The 22684-nt window shown below is 63.8% G+C and carries 15 protein-coding genes; 5 read left to right on the top strand and 10 right to left on the bottom strand.

Going from position 1 to position 22684, the window contains the following annotated elements:
- Together A2J01_RS33350 and A2J01_RS33345 are read right to left on the bottom strand one after the other, a co-directional pair.
- Positions 1–8033 (bottom strand): non-ribosomal peptide synthetase (locus A2J01_RS33350; RefSeq protein ID WP_156519483.1); only part of this gene is annotated, 8033 nt, incomplete at its 3' end.
- 294 nt (positions 8034–8327) lie between these two features.
- On the bottom strand, positions 8328–8684 hold the full coding sequence (locus tag A2J01_RS33345; protein ID WP_064114399.1) for a hypothetical protein: 357 nt from the start codon (positions 8682–8684) through the stop codon (positions 8328–8330).
- Between the two features lie 189 nt (positions 8685–8873).
- Here A2J01_RS33345 and A2J01_RS33340 point away from each other — a divergent pair, with 189 nt between their 5' ends.
- A complete protein-coding gene (locus tag A2J01_RS33340; protein ID WP_003944971.1) occupies positions 8874–9212 on the top strand; it encodes an RNA polymerase-binding protein RbpA in 339 nt (112 codons plus the stop codon).
- A 429-nt stretch (positions 9213–9641) separates the two neighbouring features.
- Here the strand turns inward: A2J01_RS33340 and A2J01_RS33335 are convergent, their stop codons facing one another.
- The 6 genes from A2J01_RS33335 to A2J01_RS33310 all read right to left on the bottom strand — a co-directional run bounded on the left by A2J01_RS33335 (position 9642) and on the right by A2J01_RS33310 (position 16343).
- Positions 9642–10820, bottom strand: coding sequence for a PrsW family intramembrane metalloprotease (locus A2J01_RS33335; RefSeq protein WP_003944910.1), 1179 nt, complete (start codon positions 10818–10820; stop codon positions 9642–9644).
- Entirely contained in the window at positions 10817–11470 is a 654-nt protein-coding gene (locus A2J01_RS33330) for a hypothetical protein (RefSeq protein ID WP_228400993.1), read from the bottom strand. The genes A2J01_RS33335 and A2J01_RS33330 overlap by 4 nt, the downstream gene beginning before the upstream one ends.
- 136 nt (positions 11471–11606) lie before the next feature.
- Positions 11607–12437: a hypothetical protein gene (locus A2J01_RS33325; protein ID WP_047270554.1), complete on the bottom strand. Its 831-nt coding sequence runs from the start codon at positions 12435–12437 to the stop codon at positions 11607–11609.
- 92 nt (positions 12438–12529) lie between these two features.
- Positions 12530–14098, bottom strand: a complete 1569-nt coding sequence (lnt, locus tag A2J01_RS33320) for an apolipoprotein N-acyltransferase (RefSeq protein WP_030536364.1) — start codon at positions 14096–14098, stop codon at positions 12530–12532.
- Between the two features lie 37 nt (positions 14099–14135).
- Positions 14136–15770, bottom strand: coding sequence for an amidohydrolase (locus A2J01_RS33315; protein ID WP_064114398.1), 1635 nt, complete (start codon positions 15768–15770; stop codon positions 14136–14138).
- A 12-nt stretch (positions 15771–15782) separates the two neighbouring features.
- Entirely contained in the window at positions 15783–16343 is a 561-nt protein-coding gene (locus A2J01_RS33310; protein ID WP_003944915.1) for an FxsA family protein, read from the bottom strand.
- A 250-nt stretch (positions 16344–16593) separates the two neighbouring features.
- On the opposite strand from A2J01_RS33310, the gene A2J01_RS33305 reads away from it, so the two are divergent.
- A complete protein-coding gene (locus A2J01_RS33305) occupies positions 16594–17253 on the top strand; it encodes a hypothetical protein (protein ID WP_007729826.1) in 660 nt (219 codons plus the stop codon).
- 37 nt (positions 17254–17290) lie between these two features.
- Here A2J01_RS33305 and A2J01_RS33300 read toward each other — a convergent pair whose 3' ends face one another.
- Positions 17291–17950: a response regulator gene (locus A2J01_RS33300; protein ID WP_003945024.1), complete on the bottom strand. Its 660-nt coding sequence runs from the start codon at positions 17948–17950 to the stop codon at positions 17291–17293.
- Between the two features lie 57 nt (positions 17951–18007).
- Entirely contained in the window at positions 18008–19171 is a 1164-nt protein-coding gene (locus A2J01_RS33295; RefSeq protein ID WP_064114397.1) for a sensor histidine kinase, read from the bottom strand.
- Between the two features lie 38 nt (positions 19172–19209).
- On the opposite strand from A2J01_RS33295, the gene A2J01_RS33290 reads away from it, so the two are divergent.
- From A2J01_RS33290 to A2J01_RS33280, 3 genes are all read left to right on the top strand, one after another.
- Complete coding sequence (locus tag A2J01_RS33290) at positions 19210–19977, top strand: TSUP family transporter (protein ID WP_030536361.1); 768 nt, start codon at positions 19210–19212, stop codon at positions 19975–19977.
- A gap of 30 nt (positions 19978–20007) precedes the next feature.
- A complete protein-coding gene (locus A2J01_RS33285; RefSeq protein WP_003944822.1) occupies positions 20008–21528 on the top strand; it encodes a TldD/PmbA family protein in 1521 nt (506 codons plus the stop codon).
- Positions 21525–22684 (top strand): metallopeptidase TldD-related protein (locus tag A2J01_RS33280; RefSeq protein ID WP_064114396.1); only part of this gene is annotated, 1160 nt, incomplete at its 3' end. The genes A2J01_RS33285 and A2J01_RS33280, both read left to right, overlap by 4 nt.

The following is a 22684-nucleotide window of genomic DNA, read 5'->3' as shown; positions in this document are numbered from 1 at the left end:
AACTCCAGCATCACCTGGAACAACGGTGAATGCGACGTCGACCGCTCCGGAGCCAGCGCATCGACGACGCGCTCGAAGGGGACGTCTGCGTGAGCGAAGGCGTCGAGGTCGGTGCTGCGAACTCTGGCCAACAGATCGGTGAACGAGGCGGCGGGGTCGACGTCGGCGCGCAGGACCAACGTGCCGACGAACATACCGACCATCGGATCCAGCAGGGCATTTCCGCGCCCGGCGATCGGTGAGCCGATCGTGATGTCTTCCATGCCGGACAATCTCGCCACGAGCACTGCGTATGCGGCGTGTACCGCCATGAACATACTGCTTCGGTGTTCGATCGCGGTTTCGCTCAGACGACGGTGGATGCCGGCATCGATGTCGAATCGAACGACGCCGCCCGAGAGATCCTGCACACGCGGACGCGGTCGATCTGCGGGGAGCGCAAGAAGTTCGGGAACACTCGCCAGTTGACGTGTCCAGTACTCGAGCTGACCGGCAAGAGTGCTGTCCGCTTCGTCGATCCGACCGAGAGCCCTTTCCTGCCAGATGGCGAAGTCCGCGTACTGGACCGGAAGAGGAGACCAGTCGGGCGCCTCACCTCGATGCCTTGCCGAGTACGCGCTCATCACGTCGAACGCCAACGGTACCATCGAGAATCCGTCGGCGCAGATGTGATGGACGACCACGGTCAGGACGTGATCTTCTTCGTCGACCTCGATCAGTTCCGCCCTGATCGGTGGAGCCTGCGTGACGTCGAAGCCCCTCGAGGTGAGACGTTCGATCTCCCCGAGTACCGCTTCGGCGTTCGCGGCGACAACCGGCAGCGCGCCCAACGCTTCACCGGGTTCGACAATCACCTGCGCCGGCACTCCCTCGATCATGGGAAACAGCGTGCGCAGCGATTCGTGGCGAGTAAGCACGTCGGTGATCGCGCCCTCCAACACGGCAACGTCCAATCGGCCTCTCAGCCTGATCGCTATGGCGACGTTGTACGCCGCGGACGTGACGTCGAATTGATTGACGAACCACATGCGCTTTTGTGCCAGCGACAGCGGGATCGTCTGTGGCCGCGGCAATGCCTCGAGCGGAAGGACTGCCGCTCCCCCTCGTGCCGTGGCGCACTCGACCGCCAACTGCGCAACGGTCGGCGCGTCGAACAACTCTCTGATCGACAAGTTCAACGACAGCGAATCGTTCACGCGCGCCACAGCGCGTGCAGCGACGAGGCTGTTTCCGCCGATCTCGAAGAAGTTGTCGTGAACACCGACTGCCCCGGATTCCAGAAGCTCCTCGAAGATCGCCGCCAACTGCGCTTCGAGCGGTGTTCGCGGCGCCAGATACGTCTGCGAACTGTCGAAGCTGGGCGCGGGCAGAGCCTTCCGATCAAGCTTGCCGGTCGAACCGAGAGGGAACACGTCGAGGGCGATGACCACAGCGGGAACCATGTAGGCCGGAAGGAGACCTCTCAACTCGGTGCGTAGGCCGTCCGTGTCGATCGAAGTGCCGGTCTCGGCGATGACGTAGCCGACCAAACTGTCACCGACCACGTCGTCGTGATGGACGAGAGCAGCAGCTTGCGCGACACCGGGCAGCCTGAGCAACGCTGCTTCGACCTCGGCGAGTTCGATGCGCTGCCCGCGGATCTTGACCTGGAAATCGCGTCGACCGACATAGTCGAGCAGCCCGTCGGCGCGCCACCGGACGACATCACCGGTTCGGTACATCCGGGTGCCAGACGGGCCGTACGGGTCGGCCACGAACCTGTCGGCGGTGAGATCGCTGCGCCCGAGGTATCCACGCGCCAGTTGCACTCCCGCCAGATACAGCTCGCCGTGAACGCCGACCGGAACCGGATGCAGCCGCCCGTCGAGGACATAGAGCTGGGTGTTCCACACGGGCGCACCGATGGGAACGGTGACGGTCATGTCGGGGGTGAATTCGGCGGCGCTGACGTCGACGGCAGCCTCCGTGGGTCCGTACAGGTTGAACAGTCCCGCAGAACTCAGACGGGTGAACGCCTCCGCAGTGGTAGGCGCGAGCGCTTCACCGCTGCAGAACACCTGACGCAGGCTCGCACACTGCCCGGCAGTCGCGGCAGCGACGAATTCCGCGAGCATCGACGGAACGAAGTGCGCCGTCGTGACGCCTTTTTCGGCAATCAACGCCGACAGGTACCCGGGATCACGGTGCCCGTCCGGTTCCGCGATCACCAACTGCGCGCCGGTCTGCAGGGGCCAGAACAGTTCCCACACCGAGACGTCGAAGGTCACCGGAGTCTTGTGCAGCACCACGTCCGACGCGTGAAGGGGGTACGTGTCCTGCATCCACAGCAGGCGATTGACGATCGAACGGTGTGATACTGCAACACCTTTCGGTCGACCCGTCGATCCGGACGTGAAGATCACGTAAGCAGCATTGTCCGGGCGCAGGGGTCCGAGCCGATCAGCGTCGGTGATCGGCGCCGTCGTGGACAACTGACGATCGAGATCGACGTCCACGATCGGGACTCGCGCGGGAAGAGCGCCGTGGTCCTGGGGCCGGCTCAGCACGCAGATCGGTTCCGCGATGTCGAAGACGTACGCGATGCGCTCGGCGGGATGATCGGGGTCCACCGGGACATATGCCGCACCGGCACGGATCACGGCGTGGACCGCGACGAGTAGTTCCGGTGACCGTCGAATCGACACCGCGACGCGCATGTCCGGGCCGACCCCGCGGGCGATGAGGGTTCTGGCAAGTTCACCGACTCTCGCGTCGAACTCCGCATAGGTCAGTGTCCGCTCGCCGTAGACCAGCGCGGCCCCCTCGGGTGTCCGGGCTGCCTGCTCCGCCACCAGGTCCGAGAGGGTGGTGATCGGTACGGCGTGTTCGGTGGCATTCCAACGCTCGAGGACCAGTTCCGCCTCGCCCGGAGCTGTGAGACCGACGTCGCCGACGACGGATTCCGGGTAGGCAGCTACCGCGTCGAGGAGCATCGTGAAGCGATCAGCGAGGCCGGACATGGTGTCCGAGTCGAAAAGCTGGCTGGCGTAGTTCAACTGGCCGTCGAGATGGTCGCCGCGGTCGGTGAGAATGACCTGAAGATCGAACTTTGCCGCGCCCGTCGACAGTTCGTCGACCGTGACCTCGAGCTCGGGCAAAGTGACCTCGGTGGGAGCGGCGCCCTGCATCACCAGCATCACCTGGAACAGCGGCGCCTGGTTGTCTGCGAGGGATTCGACGAGTACGTCGTACGGCACTTCGGTGTGCTGCAAGGCCGCCACGTCGACGTCGCGGACGCGGGTGAGAACTTCACCGAAGGTGAGTCCCCCCTCGAGAACCGTCCTCAGCACCACCGTGTTGACGAACATTCCGACGACGTCGTCGAGAGCGCGCTCGCTCCGCCCGGCCACCGGAGTGCCGATCGTGATGTCGTTCGCTCCGGATTCTCGGCTGAGCAGGACGGCCAGCGCGGCGTGGATCACCATGAACACGCTGACATCGCTGCGCGCCGCGATCTCGCCGACCCGGCGGTACGTCGCGGAGTCGATCCGGAAATCGAGATCGTCACCGCGCAGCGAGACACCCGCAGGGCGCGGATGATCCATCGGCAGTTCCGCGAGCTCACCGCGTTCGGTGAGCGTGTGCGACCAGAACCGCAACTGCTCGGCAAGAATCGAATCCGGGTCGGACGCTTCACCGAGCGCTCCGCGTTGCCACTCGCTGAAATCGCCGTACTGCACTTCGAGTGGCAGCCACGCCGGCACGCGTCCGCTCGCCCGCGAGGCGTACGCCACCATCACGTCACGAGCCAGCGGCGCCATCGACAGGCCGTCTGCTGCAATGTGGTGCACGACGAGGACCAAGGTGTGCTCGCGCTCGTTCACCTCGAGCAGAGTCGCGCGGATCGGCACCGATTCGCTGACGTCGAATCCCTCTCGCGCGAGCTCACTCGCCCGCGCCGAGGTCGCTGCGGCAGGCACCGTTTCCACCTCGAGATGATCGAACATGTCGTCTACACCGAGAACGTGCTGGACGGGGCCACGCGCACTCTCGGGGAAAACGGTCCGCAAGATCTCGTGTCGAACGATGACGTCCCGCAGCGCGGTGAACAGTGCATCGACGTCGAGATCGCCGGTCATCGAAACCGCGATCGGAATGTTGTACGCCGGCGAACTCGGATCGAGTTGATTGGTCAGCCACATTCGTTGCTGCGCCAGAGATACCGGTATCCGGTCAGGGCGATCGATACGCGTCAGTGCCGGGGCACGTGTGTTCCGCGAGTCCGCGAGGTCGGCACGTGCTGCCAGAGCGGAGACGGTCGGCGCCTCGAAGAGGTCGAGAACGCTCAGCGTCGTTCCGAGAGCTCCGTTGACTCGCGACACGACGCGGGTCGCGATCAACGAGTCACCGCCGAGGTCGAAGAAACTGTCGTCTGCTCCCGCCCGGGTGATACCGAGCAGATCGCAGAACACCGCCGAAATTCGCTTCTCGGTCGAGGTCTCGGGGGCACGGTATTCAGCCGACCCGCCCACAGAATCGATGTCCGGTAACGCTTTCCTGTCGATCTTTCCTGCCGGAGTCAACGGAATGGAGTCGAGGACGACGATCCGCGCCGGAACCATGTGGGCTGCCAACGAAGATCTCGCGTGGGCGACCAGCTCGGAGTTGTCGATGTGTGTGCCCGCAGCCGCCGTGACGTACGCCGCCAACAGTGTTTCCCCACTCGGGCCCGCAACTCCGGCGGTGACTGCCTGTGCGACGCTCGGGTGGCGGCGCAGCACGTCGTCGATCTCGCCGAGCTCGACGCGGAAACCGCGGATCTTGATCTGGAAGTCGCTCCGGCCGAGGTACTCCAGCTCACCCTCGCCGTTCCACCGCGCGAGGTCACCCGTGCGGTACATGCGCTCTCCCGCAACACCGTTGGGGTCGGCAACAAATCGTTCGGCCGTAATCGTGGCACGCGCGTGGTACCCGCGCGCCAAACCGACACCGCTCACATAGAGCTCGCCGGCGACACCGATCGGCACCGGTTGAAGCCGCGAGTCCAGGAGGACGGTTGCGGCTCCGCGCATCGGCTTCCCGATGGTGACGGGAACATCGCTGCTCAGCGGTCCGGTCAGAGTGGCGACGACGGTGGTTTCGGTCGGTCCGTACGCGTTGAACATCGAGCGTCCGTGTGACCACTGATCCACCAGCGCGGGTGAGCATGCGTCGCCGCCGGTCACGACCACTCGTAGATCCGGTAGGCCGGCGGGATCGACTGTTGCCAGCGCGGCCGGGGTGACGAAAGCGTGGGTGACCCGTCCGATACGCATCACCTGTGCCAGTTCGTCGCCGCCGTACACGGTGGGCGGCGCGATCACCATCGTTGCCGCGCCCCCGAAGGCAAGGAGGAGTTCGAGGACTGAAGCGTCGAAGCTCGGCGAAGAGAAATGCAGGGTGCGGTCTCCAGGTTCGACTCCGAACCTGACTCGTTCTTCGTCGGCGAAGCTGCTCAGCCCGCGGTGACTGACCACGACGCCTTTGGGGACACCGGTGGAGCCGGACGTGTAGATGAGGTATGCCGGATCGTCGTAGCTCAGGCGCGTACGCCGCTCGGCGTCGTCGACCGGTGCATCGGACTGGTGCGAGGTGTCCAGTTCGTCGAGGAGCAGCCAATCCACCGAATCGGCGAGCCCGCCGTGGTGCTCCCCCACACTGATTCCGACTACAGCTCCCGAATCGGTGAGCATGTGCCGAACACGATCCTCGGGGTAGTGCGGATCGATCGGGAGGAAGGCACCGCCGGTCTTGGCCACCGCCCACGTCGCGGTCACCGATTCGAGAGACCTCGACAGCGCAAGGGCGACATAGGTGCCGGGGCCGACTCCCCTGTTGATCAGTTCACGGGCGAGTGTGTTCGACTCGGCGTCGAGATCCCGGTAGCTCACCTCACGATCACCGAAAACAAGCGCTGGGGCATCGGGGTTCACAGCCGAGGCCCGGCGGAGAATATCGGGGAGAGTCAACGGGGAGGACGCGGTCGCTCCTCGCGCCGGTACCAGGGACTCACGCTCGAAGTCGTCGAGGAGATCGAGGTCTCCGACCGGCGTTCGCGGGGCTGCTGCTGCGCCTGCAAGGATCCGCACCAGTCGCGAGAGGAAGGCTCGGACCGTGGATTCGGCGTAGTGCTGCGTGGAGTACGCAACCTCGAGGGCGCCGGTATCTGCGTGGACGTCGATCGCCACGTCGAGGCCGGCAATCGTGGTCTCCTGCGAGCCGTCGTTGAGGTGGACGTGCAACTCGGGCAGTGCGGGGACACCTGCCGCCGATCGAATCGACAACGTATCGCGTTCTCGAGCAAGAGAACTCACGAACTCGTCGAACGGCGCCGCCGGATCGACCTCGCAGCGCAGGGGCAGAGTTCCCCACTCGGTCCTCGTTCCGATCAGCACGTCCCGGCGCTCGGTCGATCTCGACAGCAACGCAGCAAATGCGGCATGGACAACGGCAAAGAGGGAGACGCCTTCCGTGCGCGCAAGTTCGGCGACCGCGGGATCGAGTGGGACGCTCAGCCGATTCGTACCGGTGGGCTCCGCTTCGGAGTCGATTCGCTCGAGGCCCAGTGTCTCGAGGTCCAGTGTGGAGCCCTCGTCGGAGTCCCCCAGGTATCTCGCCCAGAACCGCTCGAGTTCCCTGCGCTGTGCACTGCGCGCCCCTGCCTCGGCACTTGCCGGATGAATCCGGTTCATCGGCGTACCGGCCGGTGCTGCTGTCAGTTCTGCGACCAACTCGGTGAACGCCCGGTGGTGCTCGGCCAGTTCGTCGTGTCCGTAGCGATTGGGGTTTCCGCGAAAGTCGATCAACGTCTGCGCCGGATCGCCGCTCTGGTACACGTTGACCAGCAGATCCTCGACCGGACCCGACGTGACGATGTGATACTCACCGGTCAGTGGCCCGAGGGTTATCTCCTGCCGGAAGAGTATCACATTCATCATCGGGCCGGACAGACGCGCGTCGCCGACGGTCAGACCGGCATCACGCCGGATGTCCTCGAGGCTGCATCGCTGATGACGAAGCGCACCGAGAAGTTCGAGTTGCACGCGCCCGACCAGATCGTCGACACTTTCGTCCGGGTTTACGTGGATGTGTAGCGGCGCGACGTTGACCAGCATTCCGCCGGACCGCTGCAGCGGTGCCGTCGTCCTCGCGGAAACCGGCAGGTTGATCAGCACGTCGTCGTAGCCGGTACTGCGGGACAGGTAGCACGCCAGTGCCGAAATCAACACTGCGGCCGGAGTTGCACCGGAACGTGAATTCCACTCGTCCAAGGCAGCAAGGCTGTTCGCCGACATCGCGGCACTGACGAGTTCACTGCGTGCAGTCGGGGGTCCCTCACGGGTGGCCAACGTCGAACCGTGTTCGACGCCCGACACACGCTGGGCCCAGTACTCGCGGTCGGCTTCGAATCGGCTCGATTCGCGGTACTTCTGGTCGAGCTCGGACAGCGTCGTGACGTCGAGCGCCTTGTTCACCGCAGGCTCTCGACCTTCGACGGCTGCGGTGTAGATCGCCGCAATCCGATTGACGATCGTCATACCGCTGTATCCGTCGAGAGCGACGTGATGAATCCTGGTGTACCACAGGTAATCCCGATCACCAGTTTGAAGAATTGTCATCTCGACGAGACGATCGCGAGTCAGATCGAGCGTCGTCGCGTAATCGTTGTCCATCCACTCCGAGGCAGCCTGCCGAGGGTTCTCACGCTCGCGGAAGTCGAAGTAGTCGATGCCCGGGTCGATTGTGAAGTCCACGATCTGGCAGGGCTCCCCATCCGGGTACATCAACCGTAGAAACGGCGATTCGAACTCGTGGGCAGCCTCCACCGCGGCGCGACTGAGCAGTTGCATGTCCAAATCGCCGTGGAACTCGATGTACTGCGCGATGAAGTACGGGACCGTCGGGTGAAGTTGCTGCGCAAACCACATGCTGCGCTGCACCGCAGACAGGGGGAACGCTCCTGCCGGCAGGCTTCGCGATCCGGTGAGCGGGTCGATCCTCTTGTCGGTATCCATCACGACCACCCCCACACAGCGTTGTGACGATCAGCGTTGTCACGATCAGCGCCGGGAAGTGTGGCTCGGGGATTGAAGAGAAACATCGCACCGCCTCGATATCGAGTGGAAACCATGTGGCGATCCTGCGAGAGCGCAGCCGAAGGTCATCGACCTCGACGAAGGGTCGCTTCGAAGTCCGAACCTCCCCGAAGGTCCGAACTCAGGATCAAAATTTGTCGTCGTCAGGCGTCAGGAGCACCGCAGTGTTGCAGTGCTCGACGCAAGGCTAGAAACCGGTTGCCCACACCTGCTCTACCGGAAACGTTCGGCTTCGCGGGCAAGCTCGGTCAACCGTTCACACAACTGTGTGAGCTCTGAACTCTCTGCGCCCTCGGCAACTGCTGTCGCCACATCTTCGGCAGCGCATCGGACCTCGAACATCCGATCCACGAGTTCGACCGCTTCGACTGCGGTCAAGATGACGGCGTCAGCCGGGATCGACGTGCCCTTGACGGCATTGCGCTGCTCGTACGCACGCTGTCGACAAGACTGGCTGCAGTACCGGCGTCGACGACCGACACCGGTCACCGCGACCTCTCGACCACACCACACACACGGGTTTCCCGAACGCGCAGACTGCGGTGATCCGACGCGTCTGCTCTCAGCCATGAATCGACACTGTACTCGAGATTCGGACGCCTTCGATGAACGCGCACGGTACCCGGTAAGATGGAGAGGTTGCGTCTTCTCGCCACACGGGAACCAATCGGGTGCTCGTGGCGTTGTAGATGAGTGTGAGCGTCTACTCCCCAAGTCAGGGCGCCCACCAGCGGTGACGAACGAAGAGAGGACACCACCATGGCAGATCGCGTACTTCGAGGTAGCCGACTCGGAGCTGTGAGCTACGAGACCGACCGTGACCATGACCTCGCGCCCCGTCGTATGGCCAAGTACAAGTGCGAGAACGGCGAGATCTTCGACATCCCGTTCGCGGACGAAGCCGAGATCCCCGGCACCTGGTTGTGCCGAAACGGCCTCGAAGGCACCCTCATGGAGGGGACTGCTCCCGAAGCCAAGAAGGTCAAGCCTCCCCGCACCCACTGGGACATGCTGCTCGAGCGTCGCTCGGTCGAGGAACTCGAAGAGCTCCTCAAAGAGCGTCTCGATTTGCTGAAGGCCAAGCGTCGCGGCGCATGAACTAGCACTTCGATCAAGACCGTCCGGTTCTACACCGGGCGGTCTTTCTCGTTCTTCGGGGAGTGATCGTTCACAAGTCGACGTCATACTTCGGCCCTTCTTCGACGTGGCAACTTCAGGATGCTTCGCGGTCCTCAAAGACACTTCAGGGCAACGTCATTCAGCATCCAGGCGCACTCGCGGGCCGACAGTGCGCAAATCCTGGACTTGCGCTGAAGAACCATCGGCACTGCTTCGTGCACCAGTGTGAGCTGTATCCCCCACCCCGCGACACACCAAACTTCGGTACACCAAACTTCGATACGGAGTGAACTGGTAGCCCAGTCACTCGGCCGGGTTGCTTGCCAAGTGACGATGGCAAGCAACCCGGCCGACTGGGGTGTGGGTGAATGATTTGCGGTGCTGAACGGTTCTTCCGCTACTTCCCGGTCACCGAGTGATGCTCTGTGCCGCGGTTCCTTGGCGGAGGCGGGTGATTTCGTTGCGTGATTCGACGACCTGGGGGCTGTCGTCGCCCTTGCTGACAGCTAGGTCGCTGCACAGATCCAGCGCGGCACGAACGATATGTCGTCGTTGGCGACGTTCGGTGCGAGTGGGTGCGGCTTTCGCGTAAGTGCGTTGTTGTCGCCATCCGCCGGCGGCTGTCACCTCGGCGTCGGTCAGGACGCCGGACTCGATTTCCGGGGCGAGAATGTCACGGACGAAGTGGGATTCACGTGGGTGCGCCCAGACGAACGCGATCCACAAGGCAGTGAACGCGAAGACGATGTCGCCGATCATGATGACGAACACGAGCGAACTGCTGCCGCCGGCGATCGCGAGCATGGAATCCCACACGCCGTGGATCAGGATGGGTGCCACGATCAACGCCAATCCGCGTCCGATCCGCCGGGGCTGGGCCGGGGTGCCGATCAGATAGATCACGCCGGCGCAGAAAAGGGCGGTGAACAGGGGATGAGAGACGATGTCGGAGTAGGTGCGGGTGGCGATGGAACCGAGCAGGCCGTCGGTTTGGTGGGCGCCGAAGCCCTGTGTTGCGCCGGCAATCGAGTACAGAAAGTCTTCGCTGGTCTGAAATCCCAAGCCGATGAAAGCACCGAGGAGCAGGCCGTCGGTTGCGGTGCGCACCAGGCGTGGTGCAAGCGCGAGGAGGACTACGATGCCGATGCCTTTGGCGGTTTCCTCCACGAAGGGTGCAGAGAGGCCCGCATGCCAGTCCTGAGCCCATACCTGCCCGAAAATCTTCGAGTAGAGCGAACCGACTGCTCCGTTCGCGGGTACTGCGATAGTGAACGTTGCTGCGGTGGCGCCCCAGATGAAGCCGGTGACCACTAGTCCTACGGGTTGGCGTTCGTAGCGGTCGATGTGCCGGAACCACCATGTCCAGACCGCGGCGCTGATGACGCCGACGATGCCGGCAACGAGGAGTGCGCGCCCGAAGTATCCGGCGAAGGGAGCAAACATCTGCCAGCCTTTGACGAGGCCGAATCCGCACATCCACAGGTATATCCAGAACACGACGTTGCGTGGCTGGAAGAAGTGAAATTTCTCGCCCCAGGCCGTCGTATCGAATGCGCGGGAGCGGGTTTCGAGGAGATCGGTGCTCACTTGGTGTCTCCCTCGTGTGTGCCGATAGAGGCGATCATGTCGGTGATTTCTCGACTGCGGGCGGCGATCTGATCGGGTGGGCCGACTACCTGTACCCGAATTCCCTTGCCGTCGACGACGAATGTGGTCACCGATCCGGCGGACCGCGGAGTGTCAAAGCTGACCTGGACGCCGCTCAGACCCCCGGCGGTGCTGATCGGCTGGCGCGCACCGGAGACCGCAAGCACGGAACTGCCGTTCGTCGCAAGACTCACGGCATCTGTTTGGGAGAGGAGTTCGTCGGCAGTTCCACTGAATGTGTCGGCGTCGACGCTCACGGTGACGGTGCCATCGGTCAACGTCACACGTGGGAGCGAATCGGACGCGCCATGTTGGTCGGTTCGGAAACCACTGTCGACATTCCAGCCCGCAGGTGCGGCGAAGGAGACCGTTTCGGTCACGGCCATCCGGTCTCCGGCGCCGGTTGGATCTTCGGAGGAGACAGCGGAATCGATGGCGGGCACGATCACGGTCCAGAGCATCCACACCGCCAAGATCGCGAGGGCGTGTGGGAAGACTCGTGTGTCGAATCCGAGGAAGCGGTGATCCGCTGGTGGACGTCTTCCGTGTAGGGGCTCGTGCTTGTGTGCAGTACTCGAAATAACGCTCAATTTCCCTCGTTTCCATTGCACGGCAGGTGCACTGACTATCGCAGAAACGGACAAATTCCGTGCATCAGCCGGCACCTGCCGGTCATCGAGACGATCGTGCACCAAGTTCCCGTAGGCGCGAGATCACCGAGAGCTCCTAGTCGACGGTGAACCGTCGCATCGCCAGATGTCCGAACACGCCGACCAGAATCAACGTGACGCCTGCGGTCACGGAAACGGAGTCGGTCACCAACCCCGCGATGCCGGTCACGGCTACGAACACCGGCAAAAAGTCGAACAGCCTGAAAATCGACTGCGGTGGTTCGGTTTCGAGGCCCTGAGCCTGAGCGGCCTTGTTCGGCGCATACTCGGGGTACCACTCGGTGAAGGAGATCGCGAAGAAGGTTCCGAGCAACTGCAGAATCCATCCGGTCCAGAAGTTGTCACCGTCGTGCAGCAGTGCGTCTCCGAACAGGCCCACTACGGCCGACCAGGTGAAGGCGAGAGCCCACACCGCCGTAATGACGTAGTTGATGCGCAGAAACAGTGGCGTCGTCCAATACTCTTCAGGCGTCGACTCTTTCGCGTACTGCAAAGTGAAAGGATTGCGGAGCAGGATCGATCCGAAGGCAAAGACCACCAGCGCGATGTTGGTCAGTTCGCCTCCCCAGAGTTCGAACCACCGAATCGTGTTCGCCGACGCGAGGAGGCCGATGGCCGCCAGAACGCCGAAGAACACGACGTCGAAGACCTCCAACAGCTTCACGGTGCCGCCGCGCCGGTGACTGGCCGCCAAGATCAGCAGCGACAACCCGAGGGCTGCGGCCGCGGATTCCTCGAACCTTCCCGGCCCGGAGAGCAAGGACAGCAAGATCCACGGCGACAGGCCGGCGAGCGGTGACTGCAGAACCGCGTCGACGACACTGGTTTTGTGAACTGCATCCCGGGGCTCGGACTTGTCTGGCTCGGTTTTCTCAGGCTCGGTCACAAGAAGCCGCCTTACGCAGGAACGGGTGGCACAGCGAGTACCCGCGTAGGCGCTCCTCGGAACATCGGCAGCCCTAATATCCGATGCTCGGCTCAGATTGCCGCAGTCTCCTCGGGTGAGTGCTCAGCCTGATCTCGGCGCCGGGCCAGCACTGCCATGGCAATCGCGCCGACCGCGATGATGCTGAGCACGATCTCCGGCACCGGACCTACTCGGCTGGCAAGGGTGGAGCTGGTCGAGAGCGGCACCTTCGCCACCAGGGCCGCCGGCACGAACAGGTCGGTTTGCGAAGTCACCGCACCGTCGGGAGCGATAATGGCGCTGACACCACTGGTTGCGGCGACAACGACGGCGCGGCCGTGCTCGACTGCCCGCACACGCGACATTGCCAGCTGCTGATAGGTCATCTCGGTGTCCCCGAAAGTAGCGTTGTTGGTCGGTACCGCCAGCAACTGTGCACCGTTGCGCACCGATTCCTGGAACGCCCGGTCGAACGCCACCTCGTAACAAGTCGCGACACCGATGGGTACCCCCGCTGCATGGACAACGCCGTTGCCCTCGCCGGGAACGAAATTGCCCGCGCGATCGGCGTACGAGGAGAAGTTCCGGAAGAAGCTTCGGTAGGGCAGGTATTCGCCGAACGGCTGAATGATCTTCTTGTCGTGCTGTTCCTGAGGACCGTTGGCGCCGTCCCACACGATCACCGAATTGGTGGTCGTACGATCGGCATTCACGAGTACGGTGCCGACAAGAATCGGCGCTCCGATCGCTTCGGAGGCCCGGGTGATGTCGGCAGCGGCATCGGCGTTTCGCAGGGGGTCGATGTCCGAGGCGTTCTCCGGCCAGATCACGACGTCAGGCTGATCGACGCGGCCCGCGTCCACCTCGGCAGCAAGTTTCACGGTTTCGGCGACATGGTTGTCGAGGACCTGCTTGCGTTGCGAGTTGAAGTCCAAGCCCAACCTCGGAACGCTTCCCTGAATGGCGGCGACGGTGATCGTTCGATCACCGGAATCCATGGTGGACAAGAACGGCGACACCGCGAGAGCAATGATCACGGGCACGAGGGCAGCGGCAACAGCTCCGAAGAATCCTCGGTCCCATCGTTTGGCCGCGACAGCGACTGCAACTGCTGCCAAGCCGGTACCGGTCAGGGCCACCGCGAAGCTGAGCAGCGGCGCACCGCCGACACTCGCAAGAGGGAGGAGCCACCCTTCGGATTGACCGAATGCGAGCCTGCCCCAAGGAAATCCGCCGAAAGGAACGCTGGAACGAAGCCACTCGGTGAGCGTCCAGGTCGCAGCAATCCACAAGGGTGCCCATGGCAACCTCGCCACCAGAACCGCAAGCAGCCCGAACAGTCCGATGAACAACGACTCCACCGCGGCCAACGCGATCCACGGGACCGCACCTACGAACACACCGATCCACGGAAGCAACGGCACCAGAAATCCGAGACCAGCCAAGTATCCGTAACCGAAGCCGGCACGAAGGCGCAGTCCGCCGCGCCCGAAGTTCGTCAACACACACGTCAGAAGAGCGATCCCGACGGGCGCCAAGAACCACAGCGGGCGGGGTGGGAACCCTGCGAAGATCAGGAATCCACCTGCGGCCGCGTACAGCGAACGTAGCCATGCGGAACCGGTGAGCACAGCGCTCACACGGGAGCGATCACCGACAGACGCCTCTGCGCCGGCCTCACTCACTCGACGAGCCGCGCTGATAGACGACGCGTCCGCGATGCACCGACTTGATGCAGACCGGAATCGGCGCATCTTCCGCCAGCCTCGGCAGAGCGGGTACGCGCGAGCGCGGATCGGTAGACCATCGCTGAACCGAGTCGGCGGGTGCGCTCACTTCGAGTTCGCCTGCCTCCCACAACACGTAGGAGGCCGGTGCGCCCGGATTGAGGGTTCCCGCGGCGCCGTCCCGCACTCCGCCCGCGCGCCAGGCGCCGCGAGTTGCCGCGGAGAAGGCCGCACGCGGCGAGATTCCACTTCCGTCGGTGCGGTGCTGGACAGCGGCGCGCAGCATCGCCCACGGCTCGATGGGGGTGACCGGGGCGTCGGAGCTGAATGCGAGCGAGACACCCTTACCGGCAGCAGGTGCAAACGGATTCAACGCTGCTGCGCGCTCTACTCCCAGGCGCGTGGCGTACAGACCGTCGGCGCCACCCCACAGTGCGTCGAACACCGGTTGGACGCTAGCGATGACACCCAAGGCGGCAAAGGTTTCCGCGTCGGCCATGGACATCATTTCCGCGTGCTCGAGGCGGTGACCCAACGCGGCGACCCTGGGGCCACCCAGTTCGTCGGCGACCCTGCGGAACGCGGCAGCTGCCGACGAGACGGCGCCGTCACCGATGGCATGGAACCCGGCCTGGACGCCCGCGAGGGTACAGGCCCGGATGTGTGCGGCGATCGCGTCGACGTCGAGGTAGGCATTGCCCGTCGAATCAGGTTGGTCTGCATAGGGTTCGAGCAACCACGCGGTATGCGAACCGAGCGAGCCGTCGATGAAGAGATCCCCGCCGAGTCCGTCTGCTCCGGTTTTGTCGATGAGCGCGCGAGCATCCTCTTCGCTGTCGACACGCTCACCCCAGTAGCCCCGAACCTCCACGCCGTGATCGTGGGCCAACAGTTCCTGGAAATCGGTCAATCCCGAGATGTCCGGTCCCCCGCACTCGTGAACGGCCACGATTCCGCGTGAGGCGCAGAGATCGAGCGCAGCGGTACGAGCAGACGCGCGCTGAGTTTCCGTCAGCAGATTCCGAGCGGCATTGCGCGCCAGGTGGTGTGCGTCGAACGTCAACGGGCCTTCGGCTGAGTATCCAGCGGTGTCGGCGAGGCCGGAGATCCCGTCGCGCAATGCGCTCGAGCACGCGGCCGAGTGAACGTCGATCCGCGAGAGATACACCTTGCGGCCAGGGGCGGCCGCGTCGAGATCTGCGGTCGACGGCGGGGTCTGCTCGGCCCACTCGGTGTCGTCCCAACCGTGTCCCCAGATGACTGCGTCGGGATGGGCAGTTTCGGGGTTCGCGGCTGCGAATGTTCGTACTCGCGAGAGACATTCGTCCAGAGAGTTCGCGCCCACGAGATCGAGGCCGACGAGATTGAGTCCCAGTGCGGTGATGTGGACGTGGGTGTCGACGAACCCGGGAGTGACAAACGCACCACCCAGGTCTTCGATCTCCGCGGCGGGGTGCAACGCCCGTCCGGCGCGCTCGTCGCCGACCCACACGACGGTGCCGTCGGTGATGGCGATCGAGGTCGCATCAGGTGCAAATGAACTGTAGATCCGGCCGTTGACCAGCAGACGAGTAGTCACGAGCACCCAGTCTGCCTGTTAGTACTGCGGCCCCCGCGAACGGGTGGGTGTATCCGTGTCCAGAATCTCACCCTCGAGGACGAGTTCCTTGCCGTTGCTGGCGACGTACTCGGTGGTTTCGGGTGTCTCGACGATGATCTCGCCGTCGATCACCTCGCCGTTTCCGCGCATCCGCGCCGCGTAGCCGACGGTTCCGGCGAAGGCGTCACCACCGGCGGCAAATGCTGCTGCGCGCTTACCTGCCAGGAGCACTGCAAGCGGGCGCAGCGCCCAGCGGGTCGGCGGAATCAGAAGCAGCAGGCCCAGAACCGAAGTCACGAGTCCGGGTACGAACATCAACGCGGAGCCCGCCGCGACCAAGGCGCCGTCGGCGACCGCCAGTGACGGCGATCCCTCACCCCGCGTGGCCTTACGGAACCCGTCCATGACCCTTCGCCACTGCGAGCGCATGAGGATCAATCCGACAAGCGATCCGGCGAGAAACAGCAGCACTGTCCAGGCGACACCGATGGCGTTGCCCACGATGACCAAGGCTGCGATCTCGACGATCACGTAGAGGAGAAATACGGCGGCGATCATGACGTCCCCTTTCAGACGGTCTATTCGTTCAACGCTCGAGGGACCGGTTTTTCTCCCGACAACGACGCAGAGGTGCAAAACAGGTGGGTGCCGTGAGTCACACGGGCCTTCTCTCACGCACGTGCGACTTGCCTGGCGTTAACTAACGCTCCGCTAACGATTCTAAACCTCAAGTTGACGTTGAGACTCTGCGCATGGTCAAGTCACTTCGGGCCGCATTTCCCGGCCTCATGAAATGAAGGAGCCCGACATGAGCCGACTCCCCGGCAAGACACTCGCCCGACGCATTCCCGCTGCCATCGCCGGCACTGCCGCCGTCGTGGCACTCACCGCCGGCAGCGCGATGATCAGCGCGGGAACCGCGGCCGCAGAACCGGTGGTACCCGAAGGAATTGCCGCGCTGATCGCGCAGGCCGCAGCCATCTCCCCCGAAGCCTCTGCTGCTGTTCAGCAGTTGATCGGCACGGCAGGCGCTGATCAGATCACGACCGCTCTCGATCTCCCGGACATCGGCGTCACCAAGCCGCAGTCGTTCATGTACCCCGCACCGACGGTCGGGTGTGGCGTGGCCGGTGAACCCGTCACCGTCACCCTCAGCTCCGCACAGGCCGGTCCGAACTTCCCGTTGCCGCCGTGGGTCGAGGCCGACCATCTCCGTTTCCAGGCAATCCCGGGTTACGTCGGCATACCCAAGACCTCAGGGTTGAGTGTTGCCTGGATCAACGTCGGCACGTTCAAGGGCGGCATCGTCCCGTTGGACGAGAAGTTGCCCGTACTCGATACGCCGTTGCTCTCGAAGGTCGTCGACACCGGTGACGGCAAGGTGTTTGCCGCTCTGTTCGGCAATGTCGATTACGCAGACGGGAAGACCTGCATCGTGCTGCCAACAGTGGGCTCTTTTGATGCTTGAGCAGAGCGAAACGCTCGATCCCTGACAGGCGGCTGGCCTACGCGCCCGGAGTCACCAGTCCGGTCTCGTAGGCCAGCACCACAGCCTGCACACGATCACGCAGATCGAGTTTGGTGAGAATGCGTCCGACGTGCGACTTGATCGTCGATTCGGACAGGTACAGCTGCTGTGCGATCTCGATGTTCGACAGTCCCGTGGCCACGTGTCCGAGGACTTCGCGTTCGCGTTCGGTCAGGACGTCGAGAACTACCGGATCGCGCCGGGGCGCCGGACCGTCCACGATGAACCTCGACAGCAGACGACGTGTCACCTTCGGGGAAACAACCGCGTCACCGGCTGCCACGCTGCGGATTGCCGACACGAGATCCTCGGGCGGGGTGTCCTTGAGAAGGAAGCCGCTGGCTCCGGCGCGCAAGGCACCGAGAGCGTGTTCGTCCAGGTCGAAGGTCGTCATCACCAGGACCCTGGATTCGATCCCGGAGGCAAGAATCTGCTCGGTCGCTTTCACTCCGTCGACAATCGGCATCCGCACGTCCATCAACACGACGTCAGGCTTCAGCGCCACCGCCGCTGCGACCGCCGCGGCCCCGTCGCCGGCCTCACCGATGACGGAGATGTCTTCATGAGCTTCGAGCACCATGTTCAGGCCCATCCGCATGAGTTCCTGATCGTCGACTAGCAGCACGGTGATGGGCACGGCGTAAACCTATCGGGCCTGAGACGTCGGTGCCAATGCGATTGCGGCGAGCCGGTATCAATCGTGGATCTCGAGCGGCAACTCTGCGTACACACGCCAACTGCCGTCGGGGCGTCGTCCCGTCTCGAGTGTCCCGTGCAGTACCGCCACCCGCTCACGCATTCCGACCAGTCCATTCCCCGAACCGTGGGAGAAGGTCGAACTCGACGTTCCGTTGTCGACGACCTCGAGCAGCACCGCGGTGTCGGTGCGGCGCACGGTGACTCGTGCCTTCGGATTTGCGCCGGCGTGGCGGAGGACATTGGTCAGTGACTCTTGGACCAGGCGATGAATGCCCAGGCTGACTGAAGGACTGACGTCGTCGAGCTCGCCGGTCAGTTCTAGCCGCACCCCGAGACCGGCGGCACGCATCATCTCGACGACCTTGGCGATGCCGGCAGTTCCGTGTTGCGGCATCGCATCAGTACTGACCTCGGTGCGCAGCAGCGAGACGGTACGGCGAAGCTCGGCAAGGGCGTCGCGTCCGGTGCTGGAGATGTTGCCGAGCGCCTTCTTGGCCAACGCGGGATTGGAATCGACCGCATACGACGCGCCGTCGGCCTGGACGATCATCACGCTGACCGCGTGGGCGACGACATCGTGGAGTTCGCGGGCGATTCGGGTTCTTTCCGTGGCCACCGCATCCTCGGCACGCCGATCCCGTTCGTATTCGGCCACTTCGAGTCTGGCGGCCACTTCCTCGTCGTAGGCGCGGCGGGCGCTCAAGAACTCGGCGGTGATCCAGGCGAGTGCATAGAGCAGGGTCGCAATGATGATCGTGAGGATCACGTCTTCGCGGATGACGAGCAACGAGAGTGTCATGTCCAGGGCAAGGAAGCACGCAAAAATCGCCCCGGTGCGTCGATCGACATACGCAACGAGTGTGTAGAGCGAGACCCCGAGCGCCAACAGGCCTGGATGTTCCGCAGCCGGATCCCCTGTCGCCCACATCATCAAGGTCGCGAAGTACGACATCGACAAGATCGACGCGGCGGAGATACGCGGATATTTGCGACGCCACACGACGGGAAGGCAGATCAGAAATCCGACGACGAGCTGAGGCCACCGCTCCTCACGCGGCGAACTGACGAACGTGACTACCTCGAGCGCGAAGAACACGAGCGCCAGCGCGCTGTCCGCGATCATCGGCTTTCCTCGCAGCCACAGGCTGAACCTCCGCATGTGCTCAAGAGTGTCACAGCTGTGAAAGAGTCACCGCCGTGGATATTGCTGATTGGGGACTGCTGATGACGGCAGCGACGGCGGCGGGTTGGGTCGACGCCGTGGTCGGCGGCGGTGGATTGATTCTGTTGCCGGCGCTCTTTCTGGTCGCCCCGCAATTGACCCCACAGGCGGCACTGGCCACCAATAAATTGACGGCATTCACCGGGACGAGTGCTGCGGTGTACACGTTCTCCCGTCGAATCCCGATGGAGTGGCGGCAGATGGCGCCGGCAGCCGCGTTGGCTGCGGTGACGGCCGCGTGCGGGGCGGCGGCCGTTTCGCTGATCGACAAGAAGTACTTCATTCCGATCGTGATGGTCGTCCTCGTCGCCGTCGCCGTCTTCGTGACCATGCGTCCGACGCTGGGCACCACGATCGCGACCCATCGTCCGACGCAGCGCAAGACCGTCCTCGTCCTGCTGCTCTCCGCCGGACTCATCGGCCTCTACGACGGTCTGCTCGGACCCGGCACCGGCACCTTCCTCATCATCAGCTTCGCGACCTTCCTCGGAACCGAATTCGTTCGGAGCGCAGCGATGGCGAAGGTGATCAATCTCGGTTCCAATTTCGGCGCGCTCGCCTACTTCGCCGTCACCGGGCATGTCTGGTGGAGTTTGGGTTTGGCGATGGCGGTGTGCAACGTTCTCGGCGCGGTCATCGGTTCGCGGATGGCGCTGAGCAAGGGATCCGGATTCGTGCGGATCACGCTGTTGGTGGTCGTGATCGCCATGGTGATTCGCCTCGGATGGCAGCAGTTCGGCTGAGATCGGCGGTCGTCGGCTAGCGGCGTGTGCGTGACCGTCACCCGAGATGTCGATGCAGATTTCCTCGCCCTCCCGCTGCGAGCTGTCGCTGATGCGGCGCTGTCGGCAGCGAGAACGGCCGGCGCCCAGCACGCCGATGTTCGTGTCCACCGCGTGCTCACACAGTCGATCCGCTTGCGCGACGGCGTAGTTCAGGCGGTGTCCGACGGAGACGAGATCGGGGTCGCCGTCCGTGTGATCGTCGACGGCACGTGGGGATTCGCCTCGCACGCCGAGGTGTCCCCCGATGTCGCTGCTGCGCTGGCACGCCAAGCGGTCGAGGTCGCGAAGGCATTGCGCTCGCTCAATCGGGATCCGGTCACCCTCGCCGACGAGCCCGTCTACGCCGACGCGACGTGGGTGTCGCCGTACCTCGAAGATCCCTTCGCGACACCGACGGCCGAGAAGGTAGGCCTGCTGGTCGACTACTCCGGACGGCTTCAAGCCGCCGACGGCGTGGATCACGTAACGGCGAGTGTCCTCCAGGTCAAGGAGCAGACCTTCTACGCGGATCTGGCCGGTTCGTCGATCACCCAGCAACGGGTGCGTCTGCACCCCGAGTTCGAGGCGACCGCCGTCGACAAGTCGGCCGGCAGCTTCGAATCGATGCGCACCTTGGCGCCGCCGGTAGGCCGCGGATGGGAGTACCTCGGGGCGGAGAGCACATGGAACTGGGGCGATGAGCTCGCGCAGATCCCGGAGTGGCTGGCCGAGAAGACCAAGGCACCGACCGTCGAAGCAGGTCCGACCGACCTCGTGATCGATCCGACCAATCTGTGGCTCACGATCCACGAATCCATCGGACACGCCACCGAATACGACCGCGCGATCGGCTACGAAGCGGCCTACGCCGGTACGTCGTTCGCGACGCCGGACAAGCTGGGAACGCTGAAATACGGAACGCCACTCATGCACGTGACCGCCGACCGAAACGAAGAGCACGGCCTGGCCAGCGTCGGATTCGACGACGACGGCGTCGCCTCTCAACGGTGGGATCTGGTGGCAGAGGGAACACTGGTCGGGTATCAACTAGACCGCGTGTTCGCGCCGAGGCTGGGGCTGACGCGTTCCAACGGTTGCTCGTACGCCGACTCCGCACATCACGTTCCCATCCAGCGAATGGCCAACGTCTCGCTCTCCCCCGACCCTTCTACGGACACCTCGACTGCAGACCTGATCTCGCGAGTCGAGAACGGCATCTACGTCGTCGGTGACAAGTCCTGGTCGATCGACATGCAGCGCTACAACTTTCAGTTCACCGGTCAGCGGTTCTTCAAGATCCGTGACGGAAAGCTCGACGGTCAGGTGCGCGACGTGGCGTATCAGGCGACGACGACGGATTTCTGGGGCTCGATGGAAGCCGTTGGCGGTGAGTCGACCTGGCGCCTGCAGGGCGCGTTCAACTGCGGCAAGGCGCAACCCGGTCAGGTTGCGGCGGTCAGCCACGGCTGCCCGTCCGCTCTGTTCCGCGGAGTCAACATCCTCAATACTCGTTCGGAGGCTCAGCAGTGATCGATCCGCAGCAGGTCGTCGAGCGTGCATTGGCCGCGAGGACGGTAGACGAATCGTTGGTGATCGTGACCGATGCGAGTGAGGCGTCGCTGCGGTGGGCCAACAATTCGATGACCACCAACGGAGTTTCGCTGTCCCGGACGTGGACGGTGATCTCGATCGTGCGCGAGGGTGACATCGCGAAGGTGGGCACTGTCAGTTCCAGCAGTGTCGATCCGGAGCAGATTTCCGTACTCGTACAGGCAAGCGAAGAAGCTGCGCGCACAGCCACTCCGGCTGACGACGCGTCCGACCTGATCACGCAGTCGGCGGCAGAGACCGACTGGGACCTGCCGGCCGCCCTGACCGACATCGGTGTCTTTGCTCAGTTGGCTGCCGACCTGGCGAAGGGCTTCGACGGCGGCGACCAGTTGTTCGGCTTCGCTCACCACCAGTTGCACACCACCTGGCTCGGAACTTCGACGGGCGTGCGACGTAGAACGGCTCAGGCCACCGGCTCCGTGGAAATCAACGGCAAGCGCGGCGACGCCAGCGCCTGGGTCGGATCCGGAACTGTCGATTTCAGCGATATCTCGATACCGAAGCTCTTGTCGCAGTTGACCACTCGACTCGACTGGGCGGGTAACTCCGTCAGTCTGCCTGCCGGCCGCTACGAGACAATTCTTCCGCCGTCTGCTGTGGCGGACCTGATGATCTATCTGATGTGGACCATGGAGGGTCGCGGCGCCGAAGAAGGCCACACCGCACTGTCCACCACCGGTGGAACCCGGATCGGCGAGAAGCTCGGATTGCCACTGACACTCACCTCCGACCCCGGCGCCGAGGGCTTGCAATCCGCGCCGTTCGTGATCACGACGTCGTCGAGTGAATCCGTCTCACTGTTCGACAACGGTATGGAGATCGAACCCGTCGACTGGGTCCGAGACGGCGTCGTCAATGCGCTGGCGTACCCGCGCCACGCTGCACGAGAATTCGGTCGACCTGTCGCAGTTCCCGGCGACAATCTCATCCTGACCGGCGGTGACGACACCTCGATCGAGGACATGATCGCAGGTACCGAGAAGGGTCTACTGCTCACAACCCTCTGGTACATCCGTGAGGTCGATCCCACGACGCTGCTGTTGACCGGACTCACCCGTGACGGGGTGTATTTGAT

It is taken from the genome of Rhodococcus sp. EPR-134 (assembly GCF_001647205.1).
GTDB lineage: Bacteria > Actinomycetota > Actinomycetes > Mycobacteriales > Mycobacteriaceae > Rhodococcus_F > Rhodococcus_F qingshengii.
The sequence above is the reverse complement of the archived record's forward strand: the minus strand, read 5'-3'. Positions and strand labels throughout refer to the sequence as shown.

Bases quoted from the DNA above. Each gene is read 5' to 3' on its own strand.
- A2J01_RS33305 (WP_007729826.1), top strand. From the start codon at position 16,594: ATGAGCCGACTCCCCGGCAAGACACTCGCCCGACGCATTCCCGCTGCC.
- A2J01_RS33340 (WP_003944971.1), top strand. From the start codon at position 8,874: ATGGCAGATCGCGTACTTCGAGGTAGCCGACTCGGAGCTGTGAGCTAC.
- A2J01_RS33310 (WP_003944915.1), bottom strand. From the start codon at position 16,343: ATGATCGCCGCCGTATTTCTCCTCTACGTGATCGTCGAGATCGCAGCC.
- A2J01_RS33345 (WP_064114399.1), bottom strand. From the start codon at position 8,684: ATGGCTGAGAGCAGACGCGTCGGATCACCGCAGTCTGCGCGTTCGGGA.
- A2J01_RS33295 (WP_064114397.1), bottom strand. From the start codon at position 19,171: ATGCGGAGGTTCAGCCTGTGGCTGCGAGGAAAGCCGATGATCGCGGAC.